This is a genomic window from Microcoleus sp. B6-A1 (assembly GCF_036705085.1).
Classification (GTDB): domain Bacteria; phylum Cyanobacteriota; class Cyanobacteriia; order Cyanobacteriales; family Microcoleaceae; genus Microcoleus.
Window position 1 is genome coordinate 24,387 of the sequence record NZ_JAUBTU010000010.1, and the last position, 23,662, is coordinate 48,048.

Here is a 23,662-nt window from a genome sequence, read left to right on the forward strand (position 1 = left end):
AATTCCCAATTACCGATTAATTAAAAAAGAGTCGATCGCGGGCAACAGTAAAGTGACAAAATAGTAGACTAACGGCGCGGTAAAAACATAACTGTCGGTGCGATCGAGAATGCCGCCGTGACCGGGGATCAACTGTCCCGAATCCTTAACGCCGGCGTCTCGCTTCATCATCGACTCAGTTAAATCTCCCAACAGGCTAGCAACCCCAATCAACAGACCAAAAGCAGCCCCAGTATACTGCCACCCCGGCCAGTGTAAATACCAAGAACCAGCGACTGCCACGGTGATGCTGCCACAAACTCCAAATACGGCACCTTCAACGGTTTTTTTGGGGCTGATGTGGGATAGGCTAGTGCGGCCGAAGAATTTGCCGACAAAATAAGCCCCAATGTCAGCGGCCCAGATACAGAAGAAAGCCAGCAGCAGCGAAGTCAATCCTAAAGATACATGGCTGGAAGTTGTCCAAGACGGCGGCGAGGAAATGTTAACGGGCAAATTGCTTGCTACTGCTTGCGAAAGTTGGGTTGTAGCAAGATTGCCTGGGTCGAGGCCGACTCGCAGCCGTACCCAATAGCTGGGCAAATAACCGCCGTAGAACAATCCTAAAACTGAGGAGGCAATATCGGCGATCGTCGATAATTTAGGTTGGAATAACAGGTAGAAACAAATTAAGGTTCCCGCTAAGGGGAACATGGCATCTACGAGCTCCGGTGCTAGGGCGGCAGTAATTAATAGCCCTTGACTGACGGCTAAGGTAGTTTTGGCAGCGGGTGCAATACCTTTAGCCCTGGCTAATTGAAAATATTCCAATTGCCCTAGGTAGACGATGACCCCAAAGCCGACGGTGAAGTACCATCCGCCCATAATAATCATTCCCAAAGCAAGGGCGATCGCAACTATTCCACTCAGGATACGAGACCAAGGCATAAAATGAATTTCTCTTGCAGACGGCGGCGGATCATTCGATTTTGGATTTTAGATTTTAGATTTTAGATTCTAGATTTACTCCACAGATGAATCTGGGAGATTGAACTAGGGTCTAAAATTTTGGGTAGCCCACGACGATTGTCGGCGGCTTGTATCCGTTTTTGGGCGTGTCATTCGACGCAAGGATGCAAGGATGCAAGGATGCAAGGATGCAAGGATTGTTAGGGTACCGTTTCCTCCCTTACACAGCCAAGCCCAATACCCAACTGGCGATGATCCAAAATCTCAACTCAGGGGGTCAATCCAGCTATGGTGGCCCCTATTCTTAAGTATGAAGGTTAAGTGAACTTAAAAAAGATTAAGAATTACATTTAGGAATTGGCATAGGGCATAGGGCATGGGGCATGGGGTATGTATTCCCAGGCTGTGCCGAGGAACCAGGTTAAAGTTAACTGTCAACTGTCAACTGTCAACTGTCAACTGTCAACTGCCAACTGCCAACTGTCAACTAACTTCTAATCCAGCTTTTCGCCGCTGAGAATAAATATGGGATTGACGGCGGCAAAGGTTTGACTCAGGCCGCGAGTCTCCAAGCGGTTGACGGCGGACTGGACTACTTCAATGTTGCGGACTTGTAACTCGGCGAAACCTTCGGAAAGGGCGTAAAGATTCTCTAAATTCGATGCTGTGGCAACAACTCTACCGTGGGGTTGCAAGTAACGCCAGACTTCTTGGAGAATGGCTTTAATGGGGCGACCTCCTTCGATGCAGACTCGGTGGGGGGGTTGGGGCAGGCTTTCCAGGCATTCCGGGGCACTGCCTTCTATGACTTCTACGTTGTTGAGCTCGAATCGATCGCAATTTCTGCGAATCAAGCTTGCTACTTCTTCGTCCCTTTCAACGGCGATAATCCGACCTTTAGGACACAGCAAACCTGTTTCTACGGCGATCGTACCAGTACCTGCACCGATGTCCCACACCACTGAATCTGCTTGCAGCCGCAGGTGGGAGATTAATAGCAGTCGGACTTCTCGCTTACTCATGGGAATTCCCGGTAAACGTTCAAATAAGTCATCCGGGATGCCTGGAGTGACGTAGGGCCAAAGCATAGTTATATTTTTGATTTTTGATTTTTGATTGAAGCAAGACCGAAGTTGGAACTCGCGGAAGAAGTAGAAATTCTCCCAATTTCCCCGAAGCCTTAATATTTACTGTCGCACAACCTTGAGAGTTTGGAGGCAGGGATCGCTGCAACCTGTGATTTTTCCGCCGGCGGCAAGGATTTGTTGCAGGTAGTCAACGGCTGCTGGGGTAATGATTTCACCGGGCATCAGGACTGGTATTCCTGGGGGATAGGGACAGATGAGTTCGGCGCACAGGCGATCGACTGCTTTGTCTGCGGGTACTGTTTCCGCTGGAAAAAAGAAAGCCTCACGGGGGGAAAGGAGAGGGGGAGAGGGGGAGAGTGGCAGAGTGGGAGAGTGGGCCAATCTTCCATCGGACATCGGACTTCTTCTCTCGGACTTCTTCTTTCGGACTTCTTCCTTCTTCCTTCTATCCTTTACATCCGTTACAGAATCCGTTGCCGAACTTCCTTCTTCATTCTTCCTTCTTCCTTCTAAAAGAGTACAAGCTTTAACTAGATTGTCAATATCTGATTGTGTATTTCCCAAGGTGATAATAAATGTTAAATGTTTGGGCATTGGTAATTCTGCGGTGACGCCGAGTTGAGAGTGCAAAATTTCATCGGCGGCAAATCCTGTGATTCCTAAATCTGATACTTTTACTGTTAGCCTAGTGCGGTCTAATGCTGCAAAACCGGGTGTATTTAAGGGTTCTAAAACTGATAAGCCGGGAATTTGACTGATGCGCGATCGCGCTTTTTCTGCTAGCTGTAAAGTTGGCGCCATTAACTCTTTGCCGTGGAGTGCGATTTGTTGGCGGGCTGCGTCTAGGGATGCTAATAGTATGTAACTCGGACTGGTAGATTGTACTAGCTGCAATGCTTTATTTATTTTTTGGATATCTATCCGATCGCCCTTGACGTGCAGCATCGATGCTTGTGTCATTGCACCGAGGGTTTTGTGGATTGATTGTACTGTTAAATCGGCACCGGCTGATAGTGCCGTTTCTGGCAAGTTTGGATGAAAGTTAAAGTGCGCGCCGTGGGCTTCGTCTACTAATAACGGTATGTTGTATTGATGGGTAATTTGGGCGATCGCCCGCAAATCCCCGCAGACGCCGTGATAGGTTGGGTAAACTATCATTACTGCTTTGGCGTCGGGATGTTGTTCTAATGCGGCGGCTGTGGCTTCTGGGGTGATGCTGTTGGCAATATCCCAATCCGGGTTGTACTCTGGATTGACGAAAATTGGAATTGCGCCGGATAAAATTAAACCAGAAATTGCCGATGAGTGGATATTTCGAGGTAGGATAATTTTATCTCCTGGGCCGCAAGTTGCTAAAATGGCGGCGATTATTCCGCAAGTCGAACCGTTGGCCAAAAACCGAGTTGATTGGGCTCCAAATGCTTCGGCGGCTAAGTCTTGAGCTTCGGCAATTGCACCTTCTGGGTTAAAGAGATTGTCTAACTCCGGCAATTCCGGTAAATCCGATCTAAATACTGCCGCACCGAATAAGTCAATTAGGGGTTGAGAGATTCCTTGTCCGCGTTTATGTCCGGGGGCGTAGAATGGGGCGTGCGGATGATTTGTGCGATCGCGCAAGGCATCTAATAGAGGCGTTTGTTGTTGAGAGTTTGCTGGTGACACGCTTAATCTTGATTTGATTATTTGGAATTATAGCAACCGCCGAGGTTTCACTGGACGTTATTAATTGCTGAAACCATTGCGGGCAATTCCGCGATCGCATCGACGGCTGCCTTTTTCCTTGCAATCGCCCACAAGCAACACCGTCTCAATTTCAAACTTCTCTAAAATGACTTAATATGGACTGCTTAAGTATGATACTCAAACAGTTGAAAATTCTGGCTACTGCTTTACTTATGGTTTGTCTAGGGGCTGTGGTTTCAGTTAAAGCACAAAATCGTACCACAGTCTGCGGCTATTTTTCAGCCAAGACCGGCTTTCGAGTCAATACAACCTGTTCGATAATATCGGCTGCTTTTTTTACTCCGCCCGATCGCCCGATCGCGTCTTGGAGGGCGATCGACCTTTTTTGATACCACCGCTTACTTCTTATAGAGGCGATCGCACTCTAACAACTCATATCTACCGCTGAGAATTACCGATACCATCACAGAGGTTGCGATCGCTATTCTTTTCGTCAAGGGTAGCTAGATATTTACGCGCTCGTTCACAACCCCGTTGGAGTAATTCATCTAATCCTCCTAGCTGCCACAACTGAACTTTACCATCCTCACCAACAACAGCCAATTTACTGTCATCAGCACTAAAACTGACACTTTTTATCCTATCTATATATCCTTCAAATTTCATCAACTGTTCGCCCTGTAAGTCCCAGATGGCTACATCGCTTCCTAAAGCGGTAGCAAATAAGCTACCATCGGCATTGAAATTGATACTGGTACGTAGAAAGGTATCTTCTATATTTTTTGTATTTAAAGTAGTTGATTTTCCCGAACTATCCCACAAAACAATATCACCACCGCCATGTGTATAAATTGCTTTTAATGTACCATTAGATTGAAAATGAATGCTACCGACACTCGGCTCGTTAAATGGCACTGTAAACTCGTCTAATTTCTGACCATTCAAACTCCACAGGTGAACTATTGTGTCTTTATTGTATTCATCAATTTTGATAGTAGCAATACTCTGACCATTCTGTGCCCAACCGATAATCTTTACTGGATTACTTGGATAAGCTTTAAATTCCTTCAAAATGTTGCCGTGCAAGTCCCAAAACTGAACAAAGCCGTTTTCTCCTCCAGTAACTAGCTGCTTGCCGTTAGGGCTAAAGCTCAAGCTTGCAATCTTGCCTGAAACTTTAGGAAATTCCTGTAACTGGTTGCCCACTAAATTCCACAAGCGAACAGTTCCTTGGGTATCTGTGGCTATGGTAGCAATTGTTTGACCATTTGGGTTAAAACTGATACTTTCAATTCCCTCTAAAGAGAATTTAGGTTCAGTTTTGGGATAGGGCAGATCGACATCCCATAAGCGCAGGATGCCATCATCGCCTTGAGTAATGAATTGCTTGCCGTCCGGGCTAAACATCATATTCTCAAGTGCGCCTTGAGGCAAATTGAATTTACCTAAAATATTAGCACCAACACTATCTGAAACTGACAAATGTTTATACAAATAAACAGAACGATCTTGGTTGATAGCTACTAATAGCTTTCCATCGGCGCTAAATCTCGATGTATGGACTTGATTTAGATCTTGAGCCTCTACGTTTACCCATTGGTTCTTATTCAAATCCCAGACCCACATTTCGCTGCTAGAAAAATCGCCGGCTGAACTTACAAAAGTTACTTTTGTGCCATTAGCACTAAAATTAGCATTATAGATTTCATCCGGTATTTTAGCCATTGGTGAAATACGGCTCACTTGTCCAGATGGCCAGTTAAGCACTGCGACATACGGACTCTTATTTGTGTCATTCAACGTAGCTATTAATAGATTGTCATTCGACTTAAAACTCATACCAAGAAGGTGAGAGTTTGGTAACAGATATGGCTTCTTGCTTTCTAAGTTCCACCACAAATAGCCGAACCTCTCTGAAGCATCCTCATTCTTGGCAACTTCAATAGCCAATCGCTTACCATCATGGCTAAAACTAATTTTTGCGGATCGACGCTGATCCTCAAGTGATGCCGAGCCTTGCAGTCCGTGTAATTCGTACTCAAACTGCTTGCTTCCCAAGTTCCACAACCGGACAGTTCTATCTTTACCTGTTTGATTTTGGCTTAAGATAGCCAGTATCTTACCGTTAGGGCTAAACTTTGCCACTACAATTAAGTCTTGTCTTGGTAAGGGATTACACGCTTTAGTCTGTGAATCCCATACGCAAATATCATTTTTATCTTTTTGAATAGCTACGAATATTTGACCATCCTGGCTAAAAAATATATCTAGTACCTCACCTTGAGGTAGTTGCCAGCGATAGAGCTCTCTAACTTGAGAAACTGCTTTTCTTAAGGTAGTTATAACTTGAATTTGCTGCTGCCGATCTGCGTGGGGCGGGAGAATAGATGTATGCAGGAGCCAATGTTTCAAAGGCTTTCCTGCCCGTAAACTACTTATTAAAGCCTCTAGTATCGGTTGATTTGTGCCTAACTCATTCTCGGTGGAATTTTGATTAGCGCTCATGTGTTCTATTAGTGCTTGTTTCTGGCCAATTAAAGCCCAAACAGTTAACCCACTTGATAAAATGATTACCCCAGTTGCAATTCCCCAACGCAGATTAACATTTCTGCGTCTTTGCCAAATACTTTGCTGTACAAATTCAGCTTCTACTTGGTTAAACCAGTAGTCGCTAGATTTAAGTGTTTTTCTTAAAACATCAAGATAGGGATTCCCATTCCAAAGAAACTGTACCTTCTTCTCTCGCTGACGTTCTTGAGAATTTTGCGGTTTGATTTTTGTCGGCCAGTTTTCAGGAAAGCCGAATATCTTGTTTAAAAATTCAAACACAGGTTCTGCTTTTGTTAAAAAAATTGATATTTTTTCATTGCTTTTCCATTTCGTACTTGCCTGTTGCAATTGGACTTGTCTCTTTTGTATAACTTGTTGTACCTCCCGATCTTTGATTTGTTTCAACCATTCTTCGGTCGAATCAATTTTTTTGTCTAAACTTGTCAAAAAAGGTTCAGCTTTTCCTAACACGCTTGATGCCTGCTCCTTTTTTTTCCACTCAAAAGCAACGGTTGTCAAACGGCGTTGCAAGAGCAAATTTTCCTGTTCCTTTTCTAGCCACTTTTGTAATTTATCCCACCCTTTGACCAAAAAATCATGGGCAGGCTCTATATAAGGTTCTCCCGTCTCTTGCCCGCTGACAACGAGACGAGTGTTATGAAGACATTCCAGGACTACTTCGACTCGCTGATTTTCTTCCTTGTCTGGCTGATTTGGCTCTTGTTTGTTGGCGTAAACCAATTCCGACAATGACACCCGTCGCCTTACTGGTTCTCCGCCTTCAAGTGTAACCATTCGCAGCATTACCCGACGCATCGTAGCTCTGTGAGCATCGTCCGGCAATTCGTTATATTCCTGATTGGCTCTGCGCGTTAGAGAGCCTGCAACCCCTCCTTCCTTCTCAAAGTCCGCATCAATTCTCAGGGCCCGATCGCTACTTCCATCTTTCACCCACTTTTCATAAAGCTTGATGTAAAATTCACTGAGCGTGAAAGATAGCAACGGCAATGCACCAGGCATTTGTCCGACTTCCTCAATCAGCCGATCAACCAGATTAGCCGGTTCAAAGTACAAAGCCATCTCTGCTGCGGGGCGTTCGATCGCCTGTCGCAACTCATCCGCTCGCATCGCTCGTACCGGAAAGCGAGCTTTTGCCCACTGCGACTTCAAAACATCAGAATTGAGAAATCTTGGCTCAAAATCCGATCGCAAAGTGACGACAATCCGCAACTGTTTTAAATTAGCTGCTATTACCTCTTCCAGAAACTTCAAAAACTGCTGCCACTCTGGTTGTTTATTATTCTTTTTGTCTTGCTCCTCGTCCCGACTCAGAGTAATTAGCTCTTCAAACTGATCGATAACCAATAACAGCTTGATGTCAGGATGATTTCTGCTCCATTCCTCTACAATCTTGACAAATTCTTCGGAATTTAAACTTTGGCTGAATCTCTTAAGACCGTCCAAGCATACCTGTCTTAATTGTTCCTTCTGCTCCTCTTGTTGACACAGAGCGTCAAGTTCCTCGAAGCTATCGGCAAATAATTTTCTGGGGTTGTTATTCCATTCACGGACAAATCCTTCTAACTTTTCTCTGTCTCGATCCAATCGCTTAAATTCCTCATTTTGTTGCCCGGATTCGTCAAATTCATTTATTTCTCTATCTAACTTTTCAATTTCTTGCTGTAGGACTTCCCGTAAAAACTCAACAGTTTTAAGTTCGTTGTCGATCGGAAAATCACTGATGGGGAAAATAGTCCTTGCTAAAGCAGTAAACGGAGACTCTCCTGGACGCATTGGCGTGAGGATATGCCAATGATGGATATAGGTGAAAGCCCAAAAATCAAGAGGAAATTTAGGAAGCGAACGAATTATCGCTATAATAACGTTTGTTAAATTGCAAGCACTATCGAGAATATTTTGAGAGACTTCTTGTTCTGAAAGGTGTTTCAAGCAAGGAATTAAGCCAGCTTTGACGAGGCTTGATTTGCCCGCTCCAGATACCCCTAAAACTACAGTCAGCGGTTGCTGTGGCTGAGAAATTCGAGCTTCTAGTTTTTTAATTAATTCTTGCCTCCCAAAGAAAAACTGAGCGTGCTTTTCTTCAAAAGACTCTAACCCCCGATAGGGATTGTTATCTTTATTTAGTTCCGGTGCAGATTTTAAATTCGGGGGGCGATCCGGATGTAAAAAGATGTACTCGCCTCGGTTGTGCTTCGGTAGAGGCCACAATTGGGTAGTTTGGTGATCGCCCGCAATTTCTGCTACCTGATATTGCAGGTATTGAGAAAGTTCTGTAGCTGTAACTACTCCGTCTCCTGCGGGTTTATTTTTTTCAGCAGGAGGCATAATATCCGCCTCACCCTGTAAAGCTTTAAACAAGGCTTCAGCAAAAGGCGAATGATTTTTTCCTGCTAATAGTTCTCTATTGTTAGGATTAATACTGTTAGGATTAATGTCGTAAGCTTCTTGATTGTGTGCTGCTGAAGTAATCGCTTGCCAAGCAGGAGAATTAATAAAACGATCGTAATGTTCTTGGTGAATTTTGCGTGGAATGACTGTTACTTTTCGGGTACTTGACCAGCGGAATGTTCCGGCAAAACAGCAGTCCAGAATCACGAGTAAATGGCGACATTTGAGTGCGGCTAAGCGATCGTGTAGCGTTTGCATCGGCAGCAAATTCGCATTATTTTTGACATCGGCATCCTGTGGGACAAGGAAACCAGCAGGGCCGCGATCGCTCTCCTTCGCAATCCCATGTCCGGCAAAATAGAAAAGCAAGCGATCGTCTTTATTAATTTTTTCCGGCAGTTGCTTTGTCAGCAGATTTAATAAGCTCTCAAGATTGGGTTTGCAATCGGTATCATCAGTAATTAAAATTACCTCATACTTGTGCGACTCAGCTAATATATCTGCCAGTTTTTCGGCGTCATTTTTAGCTGTTTTTAGTTTGGGAACTTGATTCTGGTAATCATTGATTCCAATAACAACTGCCCAGTTACGCTGGAAGTTTGCCATTTTACCCACCCCTTGTTTAATTGACTAAAATTCTACTTGCCTTCAAAATTAATGCGATCGCTGCCAATGGATTGATTAATTTGCTATCACCTTAACCGCTACCTGTTTTGTCGTCCAACCTCGATTAGGAGCAACAACGACTTCAGCTTTTTTTCTATTAAAAAGTTGCTCGTCAGCACCCACAGCAGCTAAAATTTCTTCTAACTCATTTCTAGGTGCTTTAAGTCCTCTGGCACCGCTGGGCGGAATCTGTTGGTCAAGTGCTGGTAATTCCAGCCACCGGAAGTTTGCTTCACCTACAGTTGCAAAAACTTTAAAGATATTGGTTTCTTCCGTATATCCCTCTGGAAGAGTGAGTGTAAAAGGAGTTGGAGTCGGCTCTTCATGCCCCGCATCGAACAGGGCAAAATCTTCGTTAGAGTCCCAAATATTTTGTTGGCTAATCGACCAATCTGAATTCAAGACCAAGACAATAATGTTGAGAGCTTGAGGAGAATCATTTTTGATTCGCAAAAAGACGGTTTCTCCAGATTTTACAGTTGGATTAAGCGGCTCGTCAAAGGGTTGGAGAGAGGGTCGCCGTCCCCGTTTATAATTGGCTTGCTTGCCAACTAACTCAACTACCAACTTAGAAGCTAAAGGGGTACCAAAATTGTCAAGTTCCTCAGTAGATTTATACTTGGTAATATGTACTAAACGCTTCACCACCTGAGCGGCTGCATCCGGTTCGCAAACTTTCAGCGGTGGTCGTAAATTGGGAATGGGTGTTCTTGACGGATCGCCAATCTCGTATTCGCCGTTTTTGTTAATCGCAATTTGGTAGTCAGCAACTTCATTATCCGAAACTAATCTCACCCAGCCATTTCCCGCCAAGGCACTCTCAATTCCTTGCAAAGCTACTTTTTGATCTATTTCTTTGGGAGGCAAATTTTCAGTGTTTGTATTCTCTTCTGTACAGTAAATCAAGCGAACTTTGCGAACTAAATCGACAGGTGCTGACAGCATAACGGCTTGAGCGCCTTGCTCGATTTCTCCTTGGCGCAAAGTCTGAGTAATTTCAGCCCAAGCGTCTGTTGCACCCACATCAACAATTTCAGCGATCGCTAATTGTTTATCCTCCTGAGTAAAGTCTTTTGCTCCTAACTGGTAGATTGCAAACTTTCCGCCTTCCTCTAAACCTTGCGCCTGACCAGCATTCAACCGGATTCGCACTGGATTTTTAGTTGTATCAACCTGCATCACAGTCACAGCATACTGGTATGAACCGAAATCCCTGCCAAAAACTTTCCGCTTCCCCTCTCCGAAAAGCATCGGTGTTTGTTGCGAAAACTGGCTGTGGATTTTCGCGTTGAGGCGATCGTAGAGTGCCTTATAAGTTAAGTTAGGACTAGGATTTTGCAGCGAATCCAGTAGCCAGTAAGTCAGGGCTCCGTTTTTCTCTTTGCCATTAAAAGCGTACTCGAAAGCAAACTCATTAGGGCGACAAGCGGCTAACACAGTACAGCCTTTTATTTCAGGAAGCATACTCTCAATAGTTGCAGCGCGTTTTCCCTCTGTTAAAGCTTCCCAAATTTCTGCCAATTCCAAACTTGATGTCACTAAACTTTCTATTGGTCGCGGTGTTGTGTCAACCGTGTTCATATCTGCACCGCGAAAATCAGAATCACCCGATCGCGTCGAGCCTCCTGAATGGCAGCTATCCAGCACAAGCGTAACAACTAACTGCTTATCTGCCATTTTTTGCAAGAATGCTGCTATCTCCAAATCGCGCAAATAGCGGGCGTTGGAGTTGCCAATATCAACCGGAACGAGTCCCTCATCAATCCCTTTTTCTCCCTTAATTTCTGGAAAAATTGTGGCTGCACGACCTCCGTGACCGGAATAGTGAATGTAAACTTGGTCTTGCGGTTGGGCTTTTTCGATCAGTTCGTTAAACTTCCCTACAATATTTTCATAAGTTGGCCACAGGTCTTTTGATTCTGATGGCTCATTCAAACCCTCAGCATTAGAAGCCGTTAGCTTCATAATCTGCGATTCAGGCAGTTTCAGGATATTTTTTAAGAACGCTGCTACATGATTAATGTCACGCACGCATCCATTAAGGTTTTTGTAGGAAGCTCCTTCAGGTAATTTGTTAGGCAGGTAGCAGTCTATGCCGATTAGTAAGGCGTGAAAATTAGATCCGATTAAAGTAGATGCGTCAGTCATATTTTTCTCCTATTCTTTCGGGGAGTTTAAGCTCTGAAGATTACTTAAGAACATTAGGCGACACCGTAGAAGCTCAAAAAACTGTCCAATCTTCCCCTAAAAACAAAGCTCTTTCAGCCTTCCGCCTCCGTGTCAATCCTTCTAATTCTTGACTCCCTGCTTTATTCCATCGCGGGAATTGATCGCCCGCTCCCTGAAAGTCTCCTTGGTTTAAAAGCTTTAAAAGAGTTGAATCAAAAAGATTTTCAGGTCCCAGATTAAACGTAAAAGACACTAAAGCTGAAAATTGATTTTCATTGATAGAAACTTGCACAGCCTCAGACACATACCCTTCAAATTCCGCTAAATCTTTTCTCAGCAATTCTTCCGCCTGTGCTTCCGTAATTGTCATACCCTCATATACGCCTTGGGTATGTCCGTATCCAATTGTCCAAACGTCAACAGCATCAAGATAGGCTTCTAACTCCATTCCCTCAAAGGATTTAATCAAATTCACCCCGTCTTGATTGATCGTCATCCCTCCCCGCACTCCTATTTCCATAACTTGAGGAGGAACTTTATCGGGAGGAGCAATGGTAAATGTTTTAGCTAATGTGAATAGCAAAGCTTTTGAGAGCAATTTCACTTGTCCTTCGGTGGCGATCGCCTTTGTTGCCACCTCGCCTTCCATTTCATAAATACTCCCATCAGAGAAGATTTCGAGCACCCGTTCCATCGTAATTTCTCCTTACTTTTTGGATTTTCTGTTTCAATTCAACCGTGAAGCATAAGCTATATAATTAATTCACTGGCTGTTGTGCAACACTGTTTGCTGCTGGCGATTCTTTGCCGTTAAATGTATCTGTCTCTTCAGGCAGATTTTCTTTCCAAATTTCGCAGACCGTTTCCGATGTGGTTTCGGCAACTGTAGAAGTTGCCGAAACCAGTGTTTTGATAATCAATACCGCAACAATCATGGCGATCGAAAAAGGTAAATTGAGTTGACTTACTAAAGCCGGAGCTAAAAATGCCGCTGCTTTCTCAGAGTTTTCTTTGTAGCTTGCCTGAATTTTGCCTATCAGTTCTGGGTCTAACAGTTCGCCGCACATCAACTCATAGGATTTGATATTGAATTTATTGAAGAATTGGCCGCCAAATTTCAAAGCAAGACTATCTGAACTAAAACCTCTGGGAGTTGCGTTTAAATCCTCTTCCAGACTCTCAATAGAAGCAGATCGTGCGGTTGTATCTTGCCCTATTTCTTGAACCCTAATCCCAAGCTGTGCCTTGAGAGTATCTTCATCAAGGTCTAACAATTTTTGCGCTACTTCATCAATTTGGGTCATAACTTTAGGGAAGTTGTTGTGACAGACTACAAGGTGAAAGAAAGGGCGGGTTGAGAAGAGCGATCGTTGTGATGCTATCAATCTAGGAGACCCGACCCTACAAATATCAATGCTTACTTAGGGAACGGGAAAATGACACCAACTCTCGCCACCCACATCCCAAACAGCTCGAAGGTCGGAATAAGTGTAGCGAACATCTCCACCGCTCGCGTTATTGTCATATCCACCCTGATAACCTAGCCATTTGCCATAGGGATCGTTGCAGATCCAAACCCCCTCTGCATCGTCATAACCTTTGATTACAATGATATGACCATTTGTAAAATAACCGTGAATGACAACAGGATTACCTTTGGCTAAATGCTGTTTTATTTCCTGTTCAGAAGTGACATTTTTGAAGTAAGTATTCTGAAGTTTTCCATTGCCATATTTTTGACCCCACTCCCGAAGAAGCCGCTGAAGATAACTGGGGATGTGTCGCGTACAAGTGCCGTCTGCGAGAGGATAACCCTCCTTTTCATCCCACTCTTCTGTTTTTCGGAACAGCACATCTTCAAGCTGTACGTCGTTTTTAATATCTTCTTGCGTTCGAGAATCCACCTCATAATACTTGAGAACCATTGCTATGCAAGTGACATTACAAGCCCCAGAAGGACGTTTTAAATTATTGAGCTGAGAGTGGTAAGGAACTTTTAAATCAACTTTCGGCGGCAGTACCGGCGGGTAATGTTGAGCAACTGACTCACCTCGCGGAACAGCCGTTAAGGAGATTTCAACATCATCGCCAAAACAGTAATATTGTTTTGGGGCTGTTTCTGGTGAACGAATATCAAATTCATCCAGGAAAACCCGAATATACTTACCTTGCAAATTAGGGGTGTACGCACTGATAAAAATTTCCTCTCCGGCTTTGTAGTTGAGGATTTGATCGGGAGATAATAGTGATGTGTCGAGTGGGCGAGCTTTCAGCACCGAATTGTCTTTAAAACGCAATGTATATTCTAGGGTGTTCATTCTTTACCTCGTGGACTGGTAAGATGCTAGCTTCAATCGTAAGAGAATCATCCCTAAAAACTTCCTAGCTTTTAGTTGAGTCTTAAATTAGCCAAAAGGCCAGCTCCCAACTGGTCAAAAGTACGGGAAATAACCTGTACTTTTGGCTAGGTGTCGTCCACAACTACAGGCTGGCAAGGCTTTTCGGAGGGCGATGGATTCCGCGATTTTAGACTTGATATTTTAGATTAAAGAATTGCTCCCACGGGCTGTAGCGATCGCAGGTGATGAGTACGCTACGCTTTTTTCAAGGGTCTACGGCCTGTACCGGGGGGCTGTGACCAAATTGCTTTCCGCCAGCATAAAAAATCAAATACAGATAAACCCGGTTGTTTTCATCTACTCCAAAAAGCTGATTTAAAATGGTACAAAATATCAATTTTAATAAATTTTCACTATTTAGATAGATGTCGTATTTTTAGTTTTTTATATACGCTGATTGTATCGAGTTATTAATAGAATTGCCGTGATTTTTCCCAACCCTAGTCCATTTCCAGGCCCGCAGATTCCCAGCACCGAACCGGGGCTGCCGACTATACCCGCATCGCCACCAGTGCCTGGCCCCGTACCCGAACCGATTCCCGGCTTCGTACCGGAACCCGTACCTGCGCCAATTCCGCAGCCAATTCCCGAACCGGTGCCGGAAACTGTACCCTCTCCGATTCCTCAAACAGTGCCGGAACCTATTCCTCAGACAATCCCTGAACCTGTTTAAATTATGTTTTAGTCGATCGCGAAATTTAAGATTGTTTGTGAGGTCGATCGCAAAAACCGGCTTTCTCCAAAGTCCCCAATCTTTTTGATGAATATCAGACTTGAAAAAACTCGGTTTTTGCGTAGATTATCGATTACTTGAAGTTGAGCGCAGTCTCTTTACAAAGGTCAACAGCACCCAAAGCAGTCCATTTGCCGTCCTCGTATTCGGCCATGACATCAAAAACACAGCCCGCATCCGAACCCTCGTAGTCAGCTCGATCCCACTCAAAATCTGCCTTTTCCCGATCGGCAATCGGGGCCGGCAACTCGTTTTTTCCCCAAGCCTCCTTATCGGGAGGAGACATATAGACGGCTGTCATCGTCTTGCCGCTGTTGTTAATCACCGAAATTGTGACCGTCTGAGCGAAAACGCTAGCTGCTGTGAGCGCTAACAGAGGCAGCGACAGCCCCGCAGCCATCGTTACTTTGCTTAACCACTGGTTAACCATTGAGCCATCTACCTCAAGTTGTATATTTATTCAAGCTTAGCTCTAGAAGTTAGAAGGCACAAGTCAGATATATTGCTATTCCTTATGATATTTTGATACAGTGATATGTTTCTAAATAGCTATGCTTACCGCCGGAATTGTCGGACTGCCTAATGTTGGCAAATCTACCTTGTTTAATGCTCTGGTTGCTAATGCCAAGGCGACTGCTGCTAATTTTCCTTTTTGTACGATCGAGCCAAATACGGGTATCGTGGCAGTGCCAGACGAACGGTTGAAGGTGCTGAGCAATATTTGCAATTCCGCGCAAACTGTGCCGACGCGGATGGAATTTGTGGATATTGCGGGTTTAGTAAAGGGGGCGAGTCAGGGAGAAGGACTGGGAAATCAGTTTTTGTCTCACATTCGGGCTGTGGATGCGATCGTCCACGTTGTCCGCTGTTTTGAGAATGATGATATCATTCACGTTGCGGGTTCTGTCGATCCGATCCGAGATATTGAGATTATCAATCTCGAATTAATTCTAGCAGATTTAGCTCAAATTGAACGCAGGCTCGATCGCACTCGCAAGCTTGCCCGCAACAATAAGGAAGCTCAGGCAGAAGTGGACGTGCTCGAAAAATTGGTCGCTGTTTTGAATGCGGGGAAACCGGCGCGGCAGTACAATTTCACAGATGAAGAAGCTGAATTAGTTAAAGGTTTGGAATTACTGACCAACAAACCAATTATCTATGCGGCTAACGTATCTGATGACGATTTAGCAACAGGAAATAGCTTTGTCGAACAAGTGCGGGAAGTAGCAGAAGCCGAAAATGCTAAGGTTGTCATAGTTTCGGCACAAGTTGAGTCAGAATTGGTGGAGTTATCCGAGGAAGAACGAACGGATTTCCTAGAATCTCTGGGGGTCAAAGAAGGTGGCTTAAAATCTCTGATTCGAGCTACTTACGAATTATTGGGTTTGCGGACTTATTTTACTAGTGGCCCGAAGGAAACTCGCGCTTGGACGATTATCGCGGGAATGTTAGCACCGCAAGCTGCAGGAGTGATTCACTCTGATTTTGAACGGGGTTTCATCCGGGCCGAAACTGTAGCATATGAAGATTTGGTTGCTACGGGCGCGATGAATGCGGCTAAGGAAAAAGGCTTAGTTCGCAGTGAAGGAAAAGAGTATGTTGTACAAGAGGGGGATGTGCTGTTGTTCCGATTTAATGTTTAGCTTTTTTAAGGAGATTGGCACATGGATATCATTTCGCTGATAATTGCTTGGCTGGTTACTTCGGTGAGCTTTTTTATCATTTCCAAGTTGCCCATCGGGGTGGATATTGACACTTTTGGAAAAGCGATGATTTCGGCGGCGGTTTTTGGATTGCTGAATGCTTTGGTACGGCCGCTTTTTGTGGTTTTGGGTTTTCCATTGCTGTTGGTAACTTTTGGTTTGTGGATAATTGTTATCAACGCGATTATCTTTGGATTGGCGGCTTGGCTAGTGGATGGATTTCGCTTGCGGTGGGGAATTTGGAGTGCTTTGCTGGGTGCTATAGCCCTCGGTTTTATCAACTCTTTGCTCTATGAGCTGTTGCGGACTCTGCCTAGTGTAAGGTAGATCCGGGTAATGCGGGGGGCGGAAGGAAGGGGCGGGTTTATTCATCCTGTTAGTTATCGCCAATATTGCAGGTGAAACCAGCCCCGACGGCCAATATTTTAGGTTTAATTTCTCGATATCAGGTATTTGTTTTTTGGTATGGGTTGAGTTATTAGCCTTCACAGTAGTCGATAAATTTGTCGGGAACTAGGCGCAATTCGCCCGATCGAAAGCGATCGATCGGTATCCAAAATGCAGTATGTTCCCCATCTCCGTCTGCAAAATCCAGACTCTCCAATTCATAAAATTTGGAATCAACAAAATCGCACTGGTATAGTTGTATTAATTCGTGTCCGGCTTTGCCATTATAAACAAAGAAGTTTTCTAAACAAGCCAAATATTTGATATTTGTTAACTCGGCTTGAATTTCTTCTTGAAACTCTCTTTGCAAAGCGTCGATGCTGTGCTCTCCGAATTCTACGCCACCGCCCAGAGCTCGGTAAAATGTGTCTTGTTTGACCGGATCTTCGCATTCTGACACGAAGATGCGATCGCCCGATCGAATTAATCCTAAAACAATTACGCGAATTTTACCTTGCATAATATAGCCATCAGTCATCAGTCATTAGTCATTACGCATCAAAACCAAAGAAACCGGGTTTTTTGCCCTTCAAGCGTTGTAACAAAGTATTCAAGGAAAAAAACCCGGTTTCTGATTACCCGTGCGTCCAGGACTATATTATCCGTGTATCCGTGTCATCCGTGTCGTGCCAACGTTTAATTATCGGCGGCAAAACCCTCTCTGCTCCTCCTATTTTCAATTGGCCAGTCTATATTTTCACCCCCGATAATTAGTTTTTCAATCGTTACGAATTCTTTGCTGAGTTGCTGGAAAACATTAATCAAAACATCGAGTCCAATTGCATCGCTAGTACCCAAATCAAACCAGCAACGAGCCCAAGAACCTTGATACTCCATTTCTCCCATATTGTGCATCAAAGCCATCATGCTTTGGTCGGCTAGATTAACATCGTAATTCATATCACTGATGTCTAAGCCTTCATCTTGAACTTGCAAATTTTCCGCATTAAATCCTCCAAGTTTTCCCAAGAAAAACCAAGAGTCAAACACTTCTTCAACATACTGTTTTTCACCGTTTGAAGGTACGTTGCTGAACTTCAGCCAAATCCAGAGGTCAAAGGGGTTAAACTCGCGAAACTCTACTTGCATCAATTTTCTCAAAGAAAGGGAATAAAATTGCAGGAATTGGATTGCAGGAGAGAGGAAAAGTGGGACAGAGGGAGACAGGAAAAATTTTCCTCCTGACTCCTGACTTCTGACTTTGCCTCTGACTCTTTTTATAGTGGTGGTAAGGCCGCCGGCCCCCAGACTCCATCTGCATCTCTAATTTTATCGCGCATGGGGTCGCAGGCGCGAGATTTGCTGTCGATACGGTTACGGGTTCTGCACTGCTGAAAGAAGATTTCGGCTACTAAACTACGCGGCAGTTGGTCAGGTTTTGCTAAGGCTGCGTCCAAGTTTTTTCGGGCTTCCTCAAGTAAGGTTTTGTTGCTGTCTTTTCCCTGGGATTGGGAAAACAAGATTTGTCCTTTTAGATAGAGAACTTCGGGATTATTTGGCGTTTCTGCTAGGGATTTGTTGGCAAACTCTAAAGCGCGATCGTACTTTTTTAAGTCTCGATAGCCTACTGCCATGCCGCGATAAGCTAAGTAGCGGGGAGAGGCTTTTTGTTCGAGTCTTTGAATGGCTTCGTTGGGGTTGGAAAAGGGCAGGTTTGTGGCTAGCATTAAGTCCATGTAGCCTTTGATCAGGTTAAGTTCTGGGTCGTTGGGCGCTATTTTGTCGGCGGCATCTAGGTATTGAAATACTACTCGCAATTTACTCAAAGCTTGGGGCGCGCCTTTGGCTGTTCCTTCTTTTGCTATAATGTTCGCCCCTTCTAGAAAGTGGCCTGCTGCTGTGTAAATGTTGCCGCGCAATGGATTAGTTTTCGCCAATTTTTCTCCGACTTCGCGGGTTTTTTGCGCGTAGGAATTCATCGAGTTGAAGTCTTTTTCGATGTAGGAGAGGGAGGCTGCCATTGCATAGGCTAGCGGCTCGTTTGGTTCGGCTGATAGTGCTTGTTGAATTTGAGTTTTTGCTTGTTTGTAGTTTCCTTGCTGAAACATTGTTTTGAAAGCGGTTTCGGTGTTGGGCCCGATCGCCTGCGGGTTGCTGCTGCGAAAGGGATCGCCCGCTACTGCTGAGTTAATGCAGATGCTGAGGGCGATCGCTCCTGCACTCGCGATCGCCCGCACTGTCTGTTTAGAACTTAACATTTGCTTGCCCACCGATGCTAAAGGGTTTTTCGTCATCGTCAATTCTCTCAATGTAATATACTGTAAACTAGAAACAAGAGAGTTAAATTTTCAGACTTTCGGGCCGCGACCAAAAAAAGAGTGAAATTTGCTTGATTTTTTGTGGTTCTTGAGGTATATTTTAATAATGGAAGTGTGACTTGTAATATATTGATGGACAGATTTCCATTATTAAAATATACCATGAAAAAACAGAAAAATCAAACGCCACTCCTGAAAAAAAAGGAAATTTTTGTTAAGATTTATGTAAAATAATTGTGTGCGATCGACCCCAGCCAAAAACAGCCTTAACTATCAATAGCACAACCCGAAGTTCCCCGCTCCAACAATAACTATTTTTCTGATAGTTGAATGTAGATTGTTGACTGTTAACAACTGCCAACTGCCAACTGCCAACTGCCAACTGCCAACTAACAACTGCCGTTAATGCTTTATCTAAAAAACTTAGTATATCATCCTACCGCCTGTCCGAATCCTATTCTGAAAAATATTAACTTAGAACTGCCATCGCAGCAAATGGGGCTGATTGTGGGTCGCAGCGGCTCAGGCAAAAGTACGCTATTAGAAATATTAGCAGGTTTAGCCGAAAAAACTAGCGGCGACATCCGTTGGCGGGAACAGGAATTAACACCGGAACACTTGCAACAGTTAGGAGGGTTAGTCTTCCAGTTTCCAGAAAGGCATTTTTGCGGAGGCACAATTTTAGAAGAATTGCGGTTGGGGCATCCTGAATTGGGACAAGAACAAATTAACTCAGCAATGGCAGAAGTGGGACTCGGACATTTGCCGCTGCGCGCTTCCCCCCACGCTTTGAGCGGCGGACAACAGCGGAGGGTAGCCCTGGCGGTGCAGCTAATTCGGCAGCCGCATTTGCTACTTTTGGACGAACCGACGGCGGGTTTAGATTGGTCGATGCGGCGGCAGTTGGTAAGCTTGTTGAGTAAGTTGAAAAGTCACTGGACTTTGTTGATTGTTACTCACGATGCTAGCGATTTGTTGAGTGTAGCCGATAAATTTTGGACTCTAAACCACGGGGATTTGCAAGAGGTCGATCGGGCTAAATTAGAAGCTAAGGAAACAAGTTTTGTTAGTCATTAGTCATTAGTCATTAGTCATTAGTCATTAGTCATTAGTCATTAGTCATTAGTCATTAGTCATTAGTCATTAGTTAGTGCGGGCGGGTCTATCGCATTATGAAGCATTTTTAAGTGCAGAGAATTTGCAGAGCTTACAAAAGAGTGGGAAGAGAAGATGAATCAGATTACAATGCCTGTGTTGCCCCAGATGAACGAGTTGTGGCAAAAAACGCTGAATTGGCAGCCGGATGAGTCGCAGCAACAACAATTTCAGAGGCTTTATGAGTTAATTGTAGAGGGAAATCGCTCCTTGAATTTAACTCGAATTACTGAGCCGATGGAGTTTTGGGAAAAACATTTGTGGGATTCTCTGCGGGGAATTGCGAGACTGCTGCCAGCTAATCATAATTCGGCGGAAAATCCCGAATTGTCCGCCGAGTCGGTGCAGAAAGCGATCGATATCGGGACAGGTGGGGGTTTTCCGGGCCTGCCGATCGCGATCGCCCTGCCACAACTATCAGTTACTTTGCTCGATTCTACCCGCAAAAAAATTACTTTTTTGGAAACAGTTGTGCCGTCTTTAGGGATAGAAAATGCGGCGACTTTGTTGGGCAGAGCCGATGAAATTGCCAGAGCGCCACAGCACAAACAAGCTTATGATTTAGCCGTTCTCAGAGCAGTTGGAGCCGCTTCTCTCTGCGCTAAATGCGCGCTGCCTCTGCTAAAAAATGGCGGTTTGGCGGTACTTTACCGTGGGAATTGGACGGTGGAGGAAGAGACGGAGTTGCAAAGGGCGATCGAGCATTTGGGCGGCACAGTTGAGTCAGTCGAAGCATTCACAACGCCGACGAGTCAAGGGGCGCGGCACTGTGTTTACTTGCGGAAAGTTGTACAGCAGTTCGAGCGTCCCGTGCGCTAGTAGGGACACGGCACTGCCGTGTCCTGTATTTCATCGGCCGTGTCCTGTATTTCATCTAATTGAAAACTACCCGATCGCCTTTTCGTAGCGCTGGTTAATTTCCGCCCAGTTAACCACATTCCACCAAGCTTTCAAATAGTCGCCGCGCAAGTTTTGGTACTTGAGATAATAAGCGTGTTCCCAAACATCGTTGCCCATAATTGGATAATTTCCCTGCATGAAAGGAGTGTCTTGATTGGGAGTAGTTGCAATCTCAAGTTTGCCGGCTTTTGTGCGGACTAGCCAAACCCAACCACTGCCAAAACGCTTTGTACCTGCATCATTGAATTTTTCTTTAAAAGCGTCAAAACTGCCGAAAGTTTGCTTAATTGCTGTGGCAATTGCCCCTGTGGGTTCGCCACCACCATTGGGACTCATGATTTTCCAATACATATTGTGATTTAAGTGTGCGCCGCCGTTATTGCGAACAGCCGTGCGAATATCTTCCGGCACTTTACTCAAGTCTCGCAGCATATTTTCCGCACTCACGTTTTTTAGTTGCGGGTATTTGCTGATAGCCTCGTTGAGGTTTTTAATGTAAGCGGCGTGGTGTTTGTCGTGGTGAAATTGCATTGTCCGCGCATCGATATGCGGTTCTAAAGCATTGTATTCGTAGGGCAGAGGTGGCAGTGTAAAAGGCCCCGGAGTTTGGGCTATTTTTGGGCTTTCTGCAATTGGACTTGCTGGCGATACATTATTTCCTGACGCTTGGCAAGCACCTGCGGTAATAGCTCCGACACTGGCCGTCAGCAAATACAAGAAATCTCGGCGTTTAAGAGTCATAAAAAGTACCTAAGTGAATTATTAACTGTTTTATCTCAAATTAAAGCAAAATGGGAGTGAGTTGAAAAAAAAGTTGTATCGCCCGAATGGATGAGACGGATGGGGGATGGTTATGAGAGTTTCTCAAGTATAGGCTAATTGTATGCGCGTAACTAACTCACGTGCTCCGGTTCACCAACCCGGTTTCTGTCTCGAAACCGGGTTTTTTTTTAGATTATTCTTGGGACAAACGCTGGATGGCTTCGCCTCCAAAAAGCCGATCGGCTGCTTGGAGAATACCGGGAATTTTAGCAGCGTGGGGACTGTGGGCTAGGCAGCGGCGCAAGTCTAATTCATCGAGGCGATGGCGTTCCGCCCCGCAAGCTACGGCTTTTTGGCCTGGGAACCAGTGACTGGCATTACCTAAAAGGTTGTAGCGCATCTTGCAATAGTCGATCGTATCGTAAGCCTGCGCCAAATTCCACAGCCACAGAATCACATAAATATTAATACCTCCGGGAGTATTTTCGATAGTTGGTAAACCGACGTGCCAAGTGTTAAACCAATCTTCTCCTAATTTATCAATTGCTGCTTTTTCTAACTTTTCTAATATCGGAGGCAAAATTTCATCGGCTCTATCTAACAATTCTACAGCTTTAAGATGCTCGTTAAAATCTTCAGGTTTTGCTGCGCCCAAACTTAAAGTATGTACTTGCGGATGCGACAAACAAAACAAATCATTAAACACCATCGGACTCAACGGATAGCACAAGTCTATCAATTTTTGCGGCGGGCTGTAAAGTTGACCGCCTTTGTCAGAAGGACTGATAATAAAAACGCCCATATCGTGACGTTTAGCAGCTTCAATAGCCTGCCAATTACTTTGATTGATGTAGTACCAGTGCAAGTTAAGATAATCAAATTGATTAGTTTCAATTGTTTTGACAATCACATCCGTCGGGCCGTGAGTTGAGAAACCAATAAACTTAACTTTCCCTTCTGCTTGCAACTTTCTCGCCACATCCATGCAGCCGCCCGGACGAATAGACTCCTCTAGCAATTCCCATGTATTAATGCCATGTAGCGACAGTAAATCCACGTATTCCAGTTGCAAATAAGCTAAGGATTCTTCAAATTCTTCGCGGAACTCTTGGGAGTTTGGTTGGGGGCTAACTTTCGTTTGCACTATCAACTTTTCGCGGGGAAAGTTCGGCAAAATTAACCCCAATTGCATCTCGGAAGTGCCGTAACCGCGAGCAGTTTCTATGTGATTGATGCCGCATTCAACCGAGTAGCGAATCGTCGCTTCTAGATTTTGTTGATTGTCTGGGGGAATTTCATTGGCTGGCACGTCTTGCCATTTATACTGATATCTCATGCCACCGCAGGAAAAGACGGGCATGGATAATTCTGTGCGACCGAATCTGCGATATTGCATCATCATAATCAAAGTCAAAGCTATAGATGAAGGAAGTTCGGCAACGGATTATGTAACGGATGTAACGGATGTCAGGAAGAATGGAGAAGGAAGAAGGAAGACTGAACAATCGCAAGGGTTTCACTGATTAAGAACTTCTTAAGAGTCTTGGCGGTTGCTATAGGGTAAGAAACCTTGTTTTTGGTGTTTTTGCGGGTTGTAAATCGCATATTGCAGCATTTTCCTGAACAGGCAAGATGCCTGTTCCACAAAGAGTTTTTGCAGCCTTCTCCTGAACAGGCAAGATGCCTGTTCCACAAAGAGTTTTTGCAGCATTCCGCTGAACAGGCAAGATGCCTGTTCCACAAAGAGTTTTTGCAGCCTTCTCCTGAACAGGCAAGATGCCTGTTCCACAAA

At 44.5% G+C, this 23,662-nt stretch carries 22 protein-coding genes; 7 read left to right on the forward strand and 15 right to left on the reverse strand.

The window, feature by feature from the left end; genetic code table 11:
• Positions 1-9 precede the first annotated feature (9 nt).
• The 3 genes from QUB11_RS05520 to QUB11_RS05530 form a co-directional block, all read right to left on the reverse strand.
• Positions 10-927 (reverse strand): phosphatidate cytidylyltransferase, encoded by a 918-nt coding sequence (locus QUB11_RS05520; protein ID WP_333205867.1) that lies wholly within the window; start codon positions 925-927, stop codon positions 10-12.
• A gap of 515 nt (positions 928-1,442) precedes the next feature.
• Positions 1,443-2,036, reverse strand: a complete 594-nt coding sequence (gene cbiT / locus QUB11_RS05525; protein ID WP_333205866.1) for a precorrin-6Y C5,15-methyltransferase subunit CbiT — start codon at positions 2,034-2,036, stop codon at positions 1,443-1,445.
• 99 nt (positions 2,037-2,135) lie between these two features.
• Positions 2,136-3,698 (reverse strand): aminotransferase class I/II-fold pyridoxal phosphate-dependent enzyme, encoded by a 1,563-nt coding sequence (locus QUB11_RS05530; RefSeq protein ID WP_333205865.1) that lies wholly within the window; start codon positions 3,696-3,698, stop codon positions 2,136-2,138.
• A 191-nt stretch (positions 3,699-3,889) separates the two neighbouring features.
• On the opposite strand from QUB11_RS05530, the gene QUB11_RS05535 reads away from it, so the two are divergent.
• On the forward strand, positions 3,890-4,108 hold the full coding sequence (locus tag QUB11_RS05535; RefSeq protein ID WP_333205864.1) for a hypothetical protein: 219 nt from the start codon (positions 3,890-3,892) through the stop codon (positions 4,106-4,108).
• A 49-nt stretch (positions 4,109-4,157) separates the two neighbouring features.
• Here QUB11_RS05535 and QUB11_RS05540 read toward each other — a convergent pair whose 3' ends face one another.
• The 5 genes from QUB11_RS05540 to QUB11_RS05560 form a co-directional block, all read right to left on the reverse strand.
• The gene (locus QUB11_RS05540) at positions 4,158-9,284 is read right to left on the reverse strand and encodes an nSTAND1 domain-containing NTPase (protein WP_333205863.1); all 5,127 of its coding nucleotides are present in this window, start codon (positions 9,282-9,284) and stop codon (positions 4,158-4,160) included.
• Positions 9,285-9,359: 75 nt separating this feature from the next.
• Positions 9,360-11,492, reverse strand: coding sequence for a caspase family protein (locus QUB11_RS05545; RefSeq protein ID WP_333205862.1), 2,133 nt, complete (start codon positions 11,490-11,492; stop codon positions 9,360-9,362).
• A gap of 73 nt (positions 11,493-11,565) precedes the next feature.
• Entirely contained in the window at positions 11,566-12,207 is a 642-nt protein-coding gene (locus QUB11_RS05550) for a lysozyme (RefSeq protein WP_333205861.1), read from the reverse strand.
• Positions 12,208-12,271: 64 nt separating this feature from the next.
• A complete protein-coding gene (locus tag QUB11_RS05555) occupies positions 12,272-12,817 on the reverse strand; it encodes a hypothetical protein (RefSeq protein ID WP_333205860.1) in 546 nt (181 codons plus the stop codon).
• Positions 12,818-12,934: 117 nt separating this feature from the next.
• Positions 12,935-13,831 (reverse strand): C39 family peptidase, encoded by an 897-nt coding sequence (locus QUB11_RS05560; RefSeq protein WP_333205859.1) that lies wholly within the window; start codon positions 13,829-13,831, stop codon positions 12,935-12,937.
• Positions 13,832-14,336: 505 nt separating this feature from the next.
• On the opposite strand from QUB11_RS05560, the gene QUB11_RS05565 reads away from it, so the two are divergent.
• Positions 14,337-14,585 (forward strand): gamma-aminobutyric acid A receptor, epsilon-like protein, encoded by a 249-nt coding sequence (locus QUB11_RS05565; RefSeq protein WP_333205858.1) that lies wholly within the window; start codon positions 14,337-14,339, stop codon positions 14,583-14,585.
• A 133-nt stretch (positions 14,586-14,718) separates the two neighbouring features.
• Here the strand turns inward: QUB11_RS05565 and QUB11_RS05570 are convergent, their stop codons facing one another.
• Positions 14,719-15,075, reverse strand: coding sequence for a hypothetical protein (locus QUB11_RS05570; protein ID WP_333205857.1), 357 nt, complete (start codon positions 15,073-15,075; stop codon positions 14,719-14,721).
• Between the two features lie 121 nt (positions 15,076-15,196).
• Between QUB11_RS05570 and ychF the strand changes: the two genes are divergently transcribed.
• Both ychF and QUB11_RS05580 read left to right on the forward strand, forming a co-directional pair.
• Complete coding sequence (gene ychF, locus QUB11_RS05575) at positions 15,197-16,288, forward strand: redox-regulated ATPase YchF (protein ID WP_333205856.1); 1,092 nt, start codon at positions 15,197-15,199, stop codon at positions 16,286-16,288.
• Positions 16,289-16,309: 21 nt separating this feature from the next.
• On the forward strand, positions 16,310-16,675 hold the full coding sequence (locus QUB11_RS05580; protein ID WP_333205855.1) for a phage holin family protein: 366 nt from the start codon (positions 16,310-16,312) through the stop codon (positions 16,673-16,675).
• Positions 16,676-16,826: 151 nt separating this feature from the next.
• Here QUB11_RS05580 and QUB11_RS05585 read toward each other — a convergent pair whose 3' ends face one another.
• The 3 genes from QUB11_RS05585 to QUB11_RS05595 all read right to left on the reverse strand — a co-directional run bounded on the left by QUB11_RS05585 (position 16,827) and on the right by QUB11_RS05595 (position 19,029).
• Positions 16,827-17,273: an NUDIX hydrolase gene (locus tag QUB11_RS05585; protein ID WP_333205854.1), complete on the reverse strand. Its 447-nt coding sequence runs from the start codon at positions 17,271-17,273 to the stop codon at positions 16,827-16,829.
• 158 nt (positions 17,274-17,431) lie between these two features.
• Positions 17,432-17,884, reverse strand: coding sequence for a DUF3531 family protein (locus QUB11_RS05590; protein WP_190659407.1), 453 nt, complete (start codon positions 17,882-17,884; stop codon positions 17,432-17,434).
• Positions 17,885-18,012: 128 nt separating this feature from the next.
• Entirely contained in the window at positions 18,013-19,029 is a 1,017-nt protein-coding gene (locus tag QUB11_RS05595) for a Sll0314/Alr1548 family TPR repeat-containing protein (protein ID WP_333205853.1), read from the reverse strand.
• A gap of 429 nt (positions 19,030-19,458) precedes the next feature.
• On the opposite strand from QUB11_RS05595, the gene QUB11_RS05600 reads away from it, so the two are divergent.
• Both QUB11_RS05600 and rsmG read left to right on the forward strand, forming a co-directional pair.
• On the forward strand, positions 19,459-20,130 hold the full coding sequence (locus QUB11_RS05600; protein ID WP_333053058.1) for an energy-coupling factor ABC transporter ATP-binding protein: 672 nt from the start codon (positions 19,459-19,461) through the stop codon (positions 20,128-20,130).
• A 153-nt stretch (positions 20,131-20,283) separates the two neighbouring features.
• A complete protein-coding gene (rsmG, locus tag QUB11_RS05605; protein ID WP_333199650.1) occupies positions 20,284-21,027 on the forward strand; it encodes a 16S rRNA (guanine(527)-N(7))-methyltransferase RsmG in 744 nt (247 codons plus the stop codon).
• 66 nt (positions 21,028-21,093) lie between these two features.
• On the opposite strand, the gene QUB11_RS05610 is transcribed toward rsmG, so the two are convergent.
• Positions 21,094-21,849 (reverse strand): Fe-Mn family superoxide dismutase, encoded by a 756-nt coding sequence (locus QUB11_RS05610; protein WP_333199652.1) that lies wholly within the window; start codon positions 21,847-21,849, stop codon positions 21,094-21,096.
• Positions 21,850-22,063: 214 nt separating this feature from the next.
• Positions 22,064-23,269 (reverse strand): aldo/keto reductase, encoded by a 1,206-nt coding sequence (locus QUB11_RS05615; RefSeq protein WP_445300753.1) that lies wholly within the window; start codon positions 23,267-23,269, stop codon positions 22,064-22,066.
• Here QUB11_RS05615 and QUB11_RS05620 point away from each other — a divergent pair.
• On the forward strand, positions 23,229-23,393 hold the full coding sequence (locus tag QUB11_RS05620; RefSeq protein WP_333199887.1) for a hypothetical protein: 165 nt from the start codon (positions 23,229-23,231) through the stop codon (positions 23,391-23,393). The two genes, QUB11_RS05615 and QUB11_RS05620, sit on opposite strands and share 41 nt — an antisense overlap.
• An 11-nt stretch (positions 23,394-23,404) precedes the next feature.
• Here the strand turns inward: QUB11_RS05620 and QUB11_RS05625 are convergent.
• On the reverse strand, positions 23,405-23,662 hold a 258-nt coding region (locus QUB11_RS05625; RefSeq protein ID WP_333389985.1), incomplete at its 5' end, for a hypothetical protein.

Bases quoted from the DNA above. Each gene is read 5' to 3' on its own strand.
- QUB11_RS05540 (WP_333205863.1), bottom strand. From the start codon at position 9,284: ATGGCAAACTTCCAGCGTAACTGGGCAGTTGTTATTGGAATCAATGAT.
- cbiT (WP_333205866.1), bottom strand. From the start codon at position 2,036: ATGCTTTGGCCCTACGTCACTCCAGGCATCCCGGATGACTTATTTGAA.
- ychF (WP_333205856.1), top strand. From the start codon at position 15,197: ATGCTTACCGCCGGAATTGTCGGACTGCCTAATGTTGGCAAATCTACC.
- QUB11_RS05585 (WP_333205854.1), bottom strand. From the start codon at position 17,273: ATGACTGATGGCTATATTATGCAAGGTAAAATTCGCGTAATTGTTTTA.
- QUB11_RS05595 (WP_333205853.1), bottom strand. From the start codon at position 19,029: ATGACGAAAAACCCTTTAGCATCGGTGGGCAAGCAAATGTTAAGTTCT.
- QUB11_RS05580 (WP_333205855.1), top strand. From the start codon at position 16,310: ATGGATATCATTTCGCTGATAATTGCTTGGCTGGTTACTTCGGTGAGC.
- QUB11_RS05545 (WP_333205862.1), bottom strand. From the start codon at position 11,492: ATGACTGACGCATCTACTTTAATCGGATCTAATTTTCACGCCTTACTA.
- QUB11_RS05610 (WP_333199652.1), bottom strand. From the start codon at position 21,849: ATGACTCTTAAACGCCGAGATTTCTTGTATTTGCTGACGGCCAGTGTC.
- QUB11_RS05620 (WP_333199887.1), top strand. From the start codon at position 23,229: ATGGATAATTCTGTGCGACCGAATCTGCGATATTGCATCATCATAATC.
- QUB11_RS05555 (WP_333205860.1), bottom strand. From the start codon at position 12,817: ATGACCCAAATTGATGAAGTAGCGCAAAAATTGTTAGACCTTGATGAA.
- QUB11_RS05600 (WP_333053058.1), top strand. From the start codon at position 19,459: ATGCTTTATCTAAAAAACTTAGTATATCATCCTACCGCCTGTCCGAAT.
- QUB11_RS05520 (WP_333205867.1), bottom strand. From the start codon at position 927: ATGCCTTGGTCTCGTATCCTGAGTGGAATAGTTGCGATCGCCCTTGCT.
- QUB11_RS05560 (WP_333205859.1), bottom strand. From the start codon at position 13,831: ATGAACACCCTAGAATATACATTGCGTTTTAAAGACAATTCGGTGCTG.
- QUB11_RS05550 (WP_333205861.1), bottom strand. From the start codon at position 12,207: ATGGAACGGGTGCTCGAAATCTTCTCTGATGGGAGTATTTATGAAATG.
- QUB11_RS05590 (WP_190659407.1), bottom strand. From the start codon at position 17,884: ATGCAAGTAGAGTTTCGCGAGTTTAACCCCTTTGACCTCTGGATTTGG.
- rsmG (WP_333199650.1), top strand. From the start codon at position 20,284: ATGAATCAGATTACAATGCCTGTGTTGCCCCAGATGAACGAGTTGTGG.
- QUB11_RS05615 (WP_445300753.1), bottom strand. From the start codon at position 23,269: ATGATGCAATATCGCAGATTCGGTCGCACAGAATTATCCATGCCCGTC.
- QUB11_RS05535 (WP_333205864.1), top strand. From the start codon at position 3,890: ATGATACTCAAACAGTTGAAAATTCTGGCTACTGCTTTACTTATGGTT.
- QUB11_RS05570 (WP_333205857.1), bottom strand. From the start codon at position 15,075: ATGGTTAACCAGTGGTTAAGCAAAGTAACGATGGCTGCGGGGCTGTCG.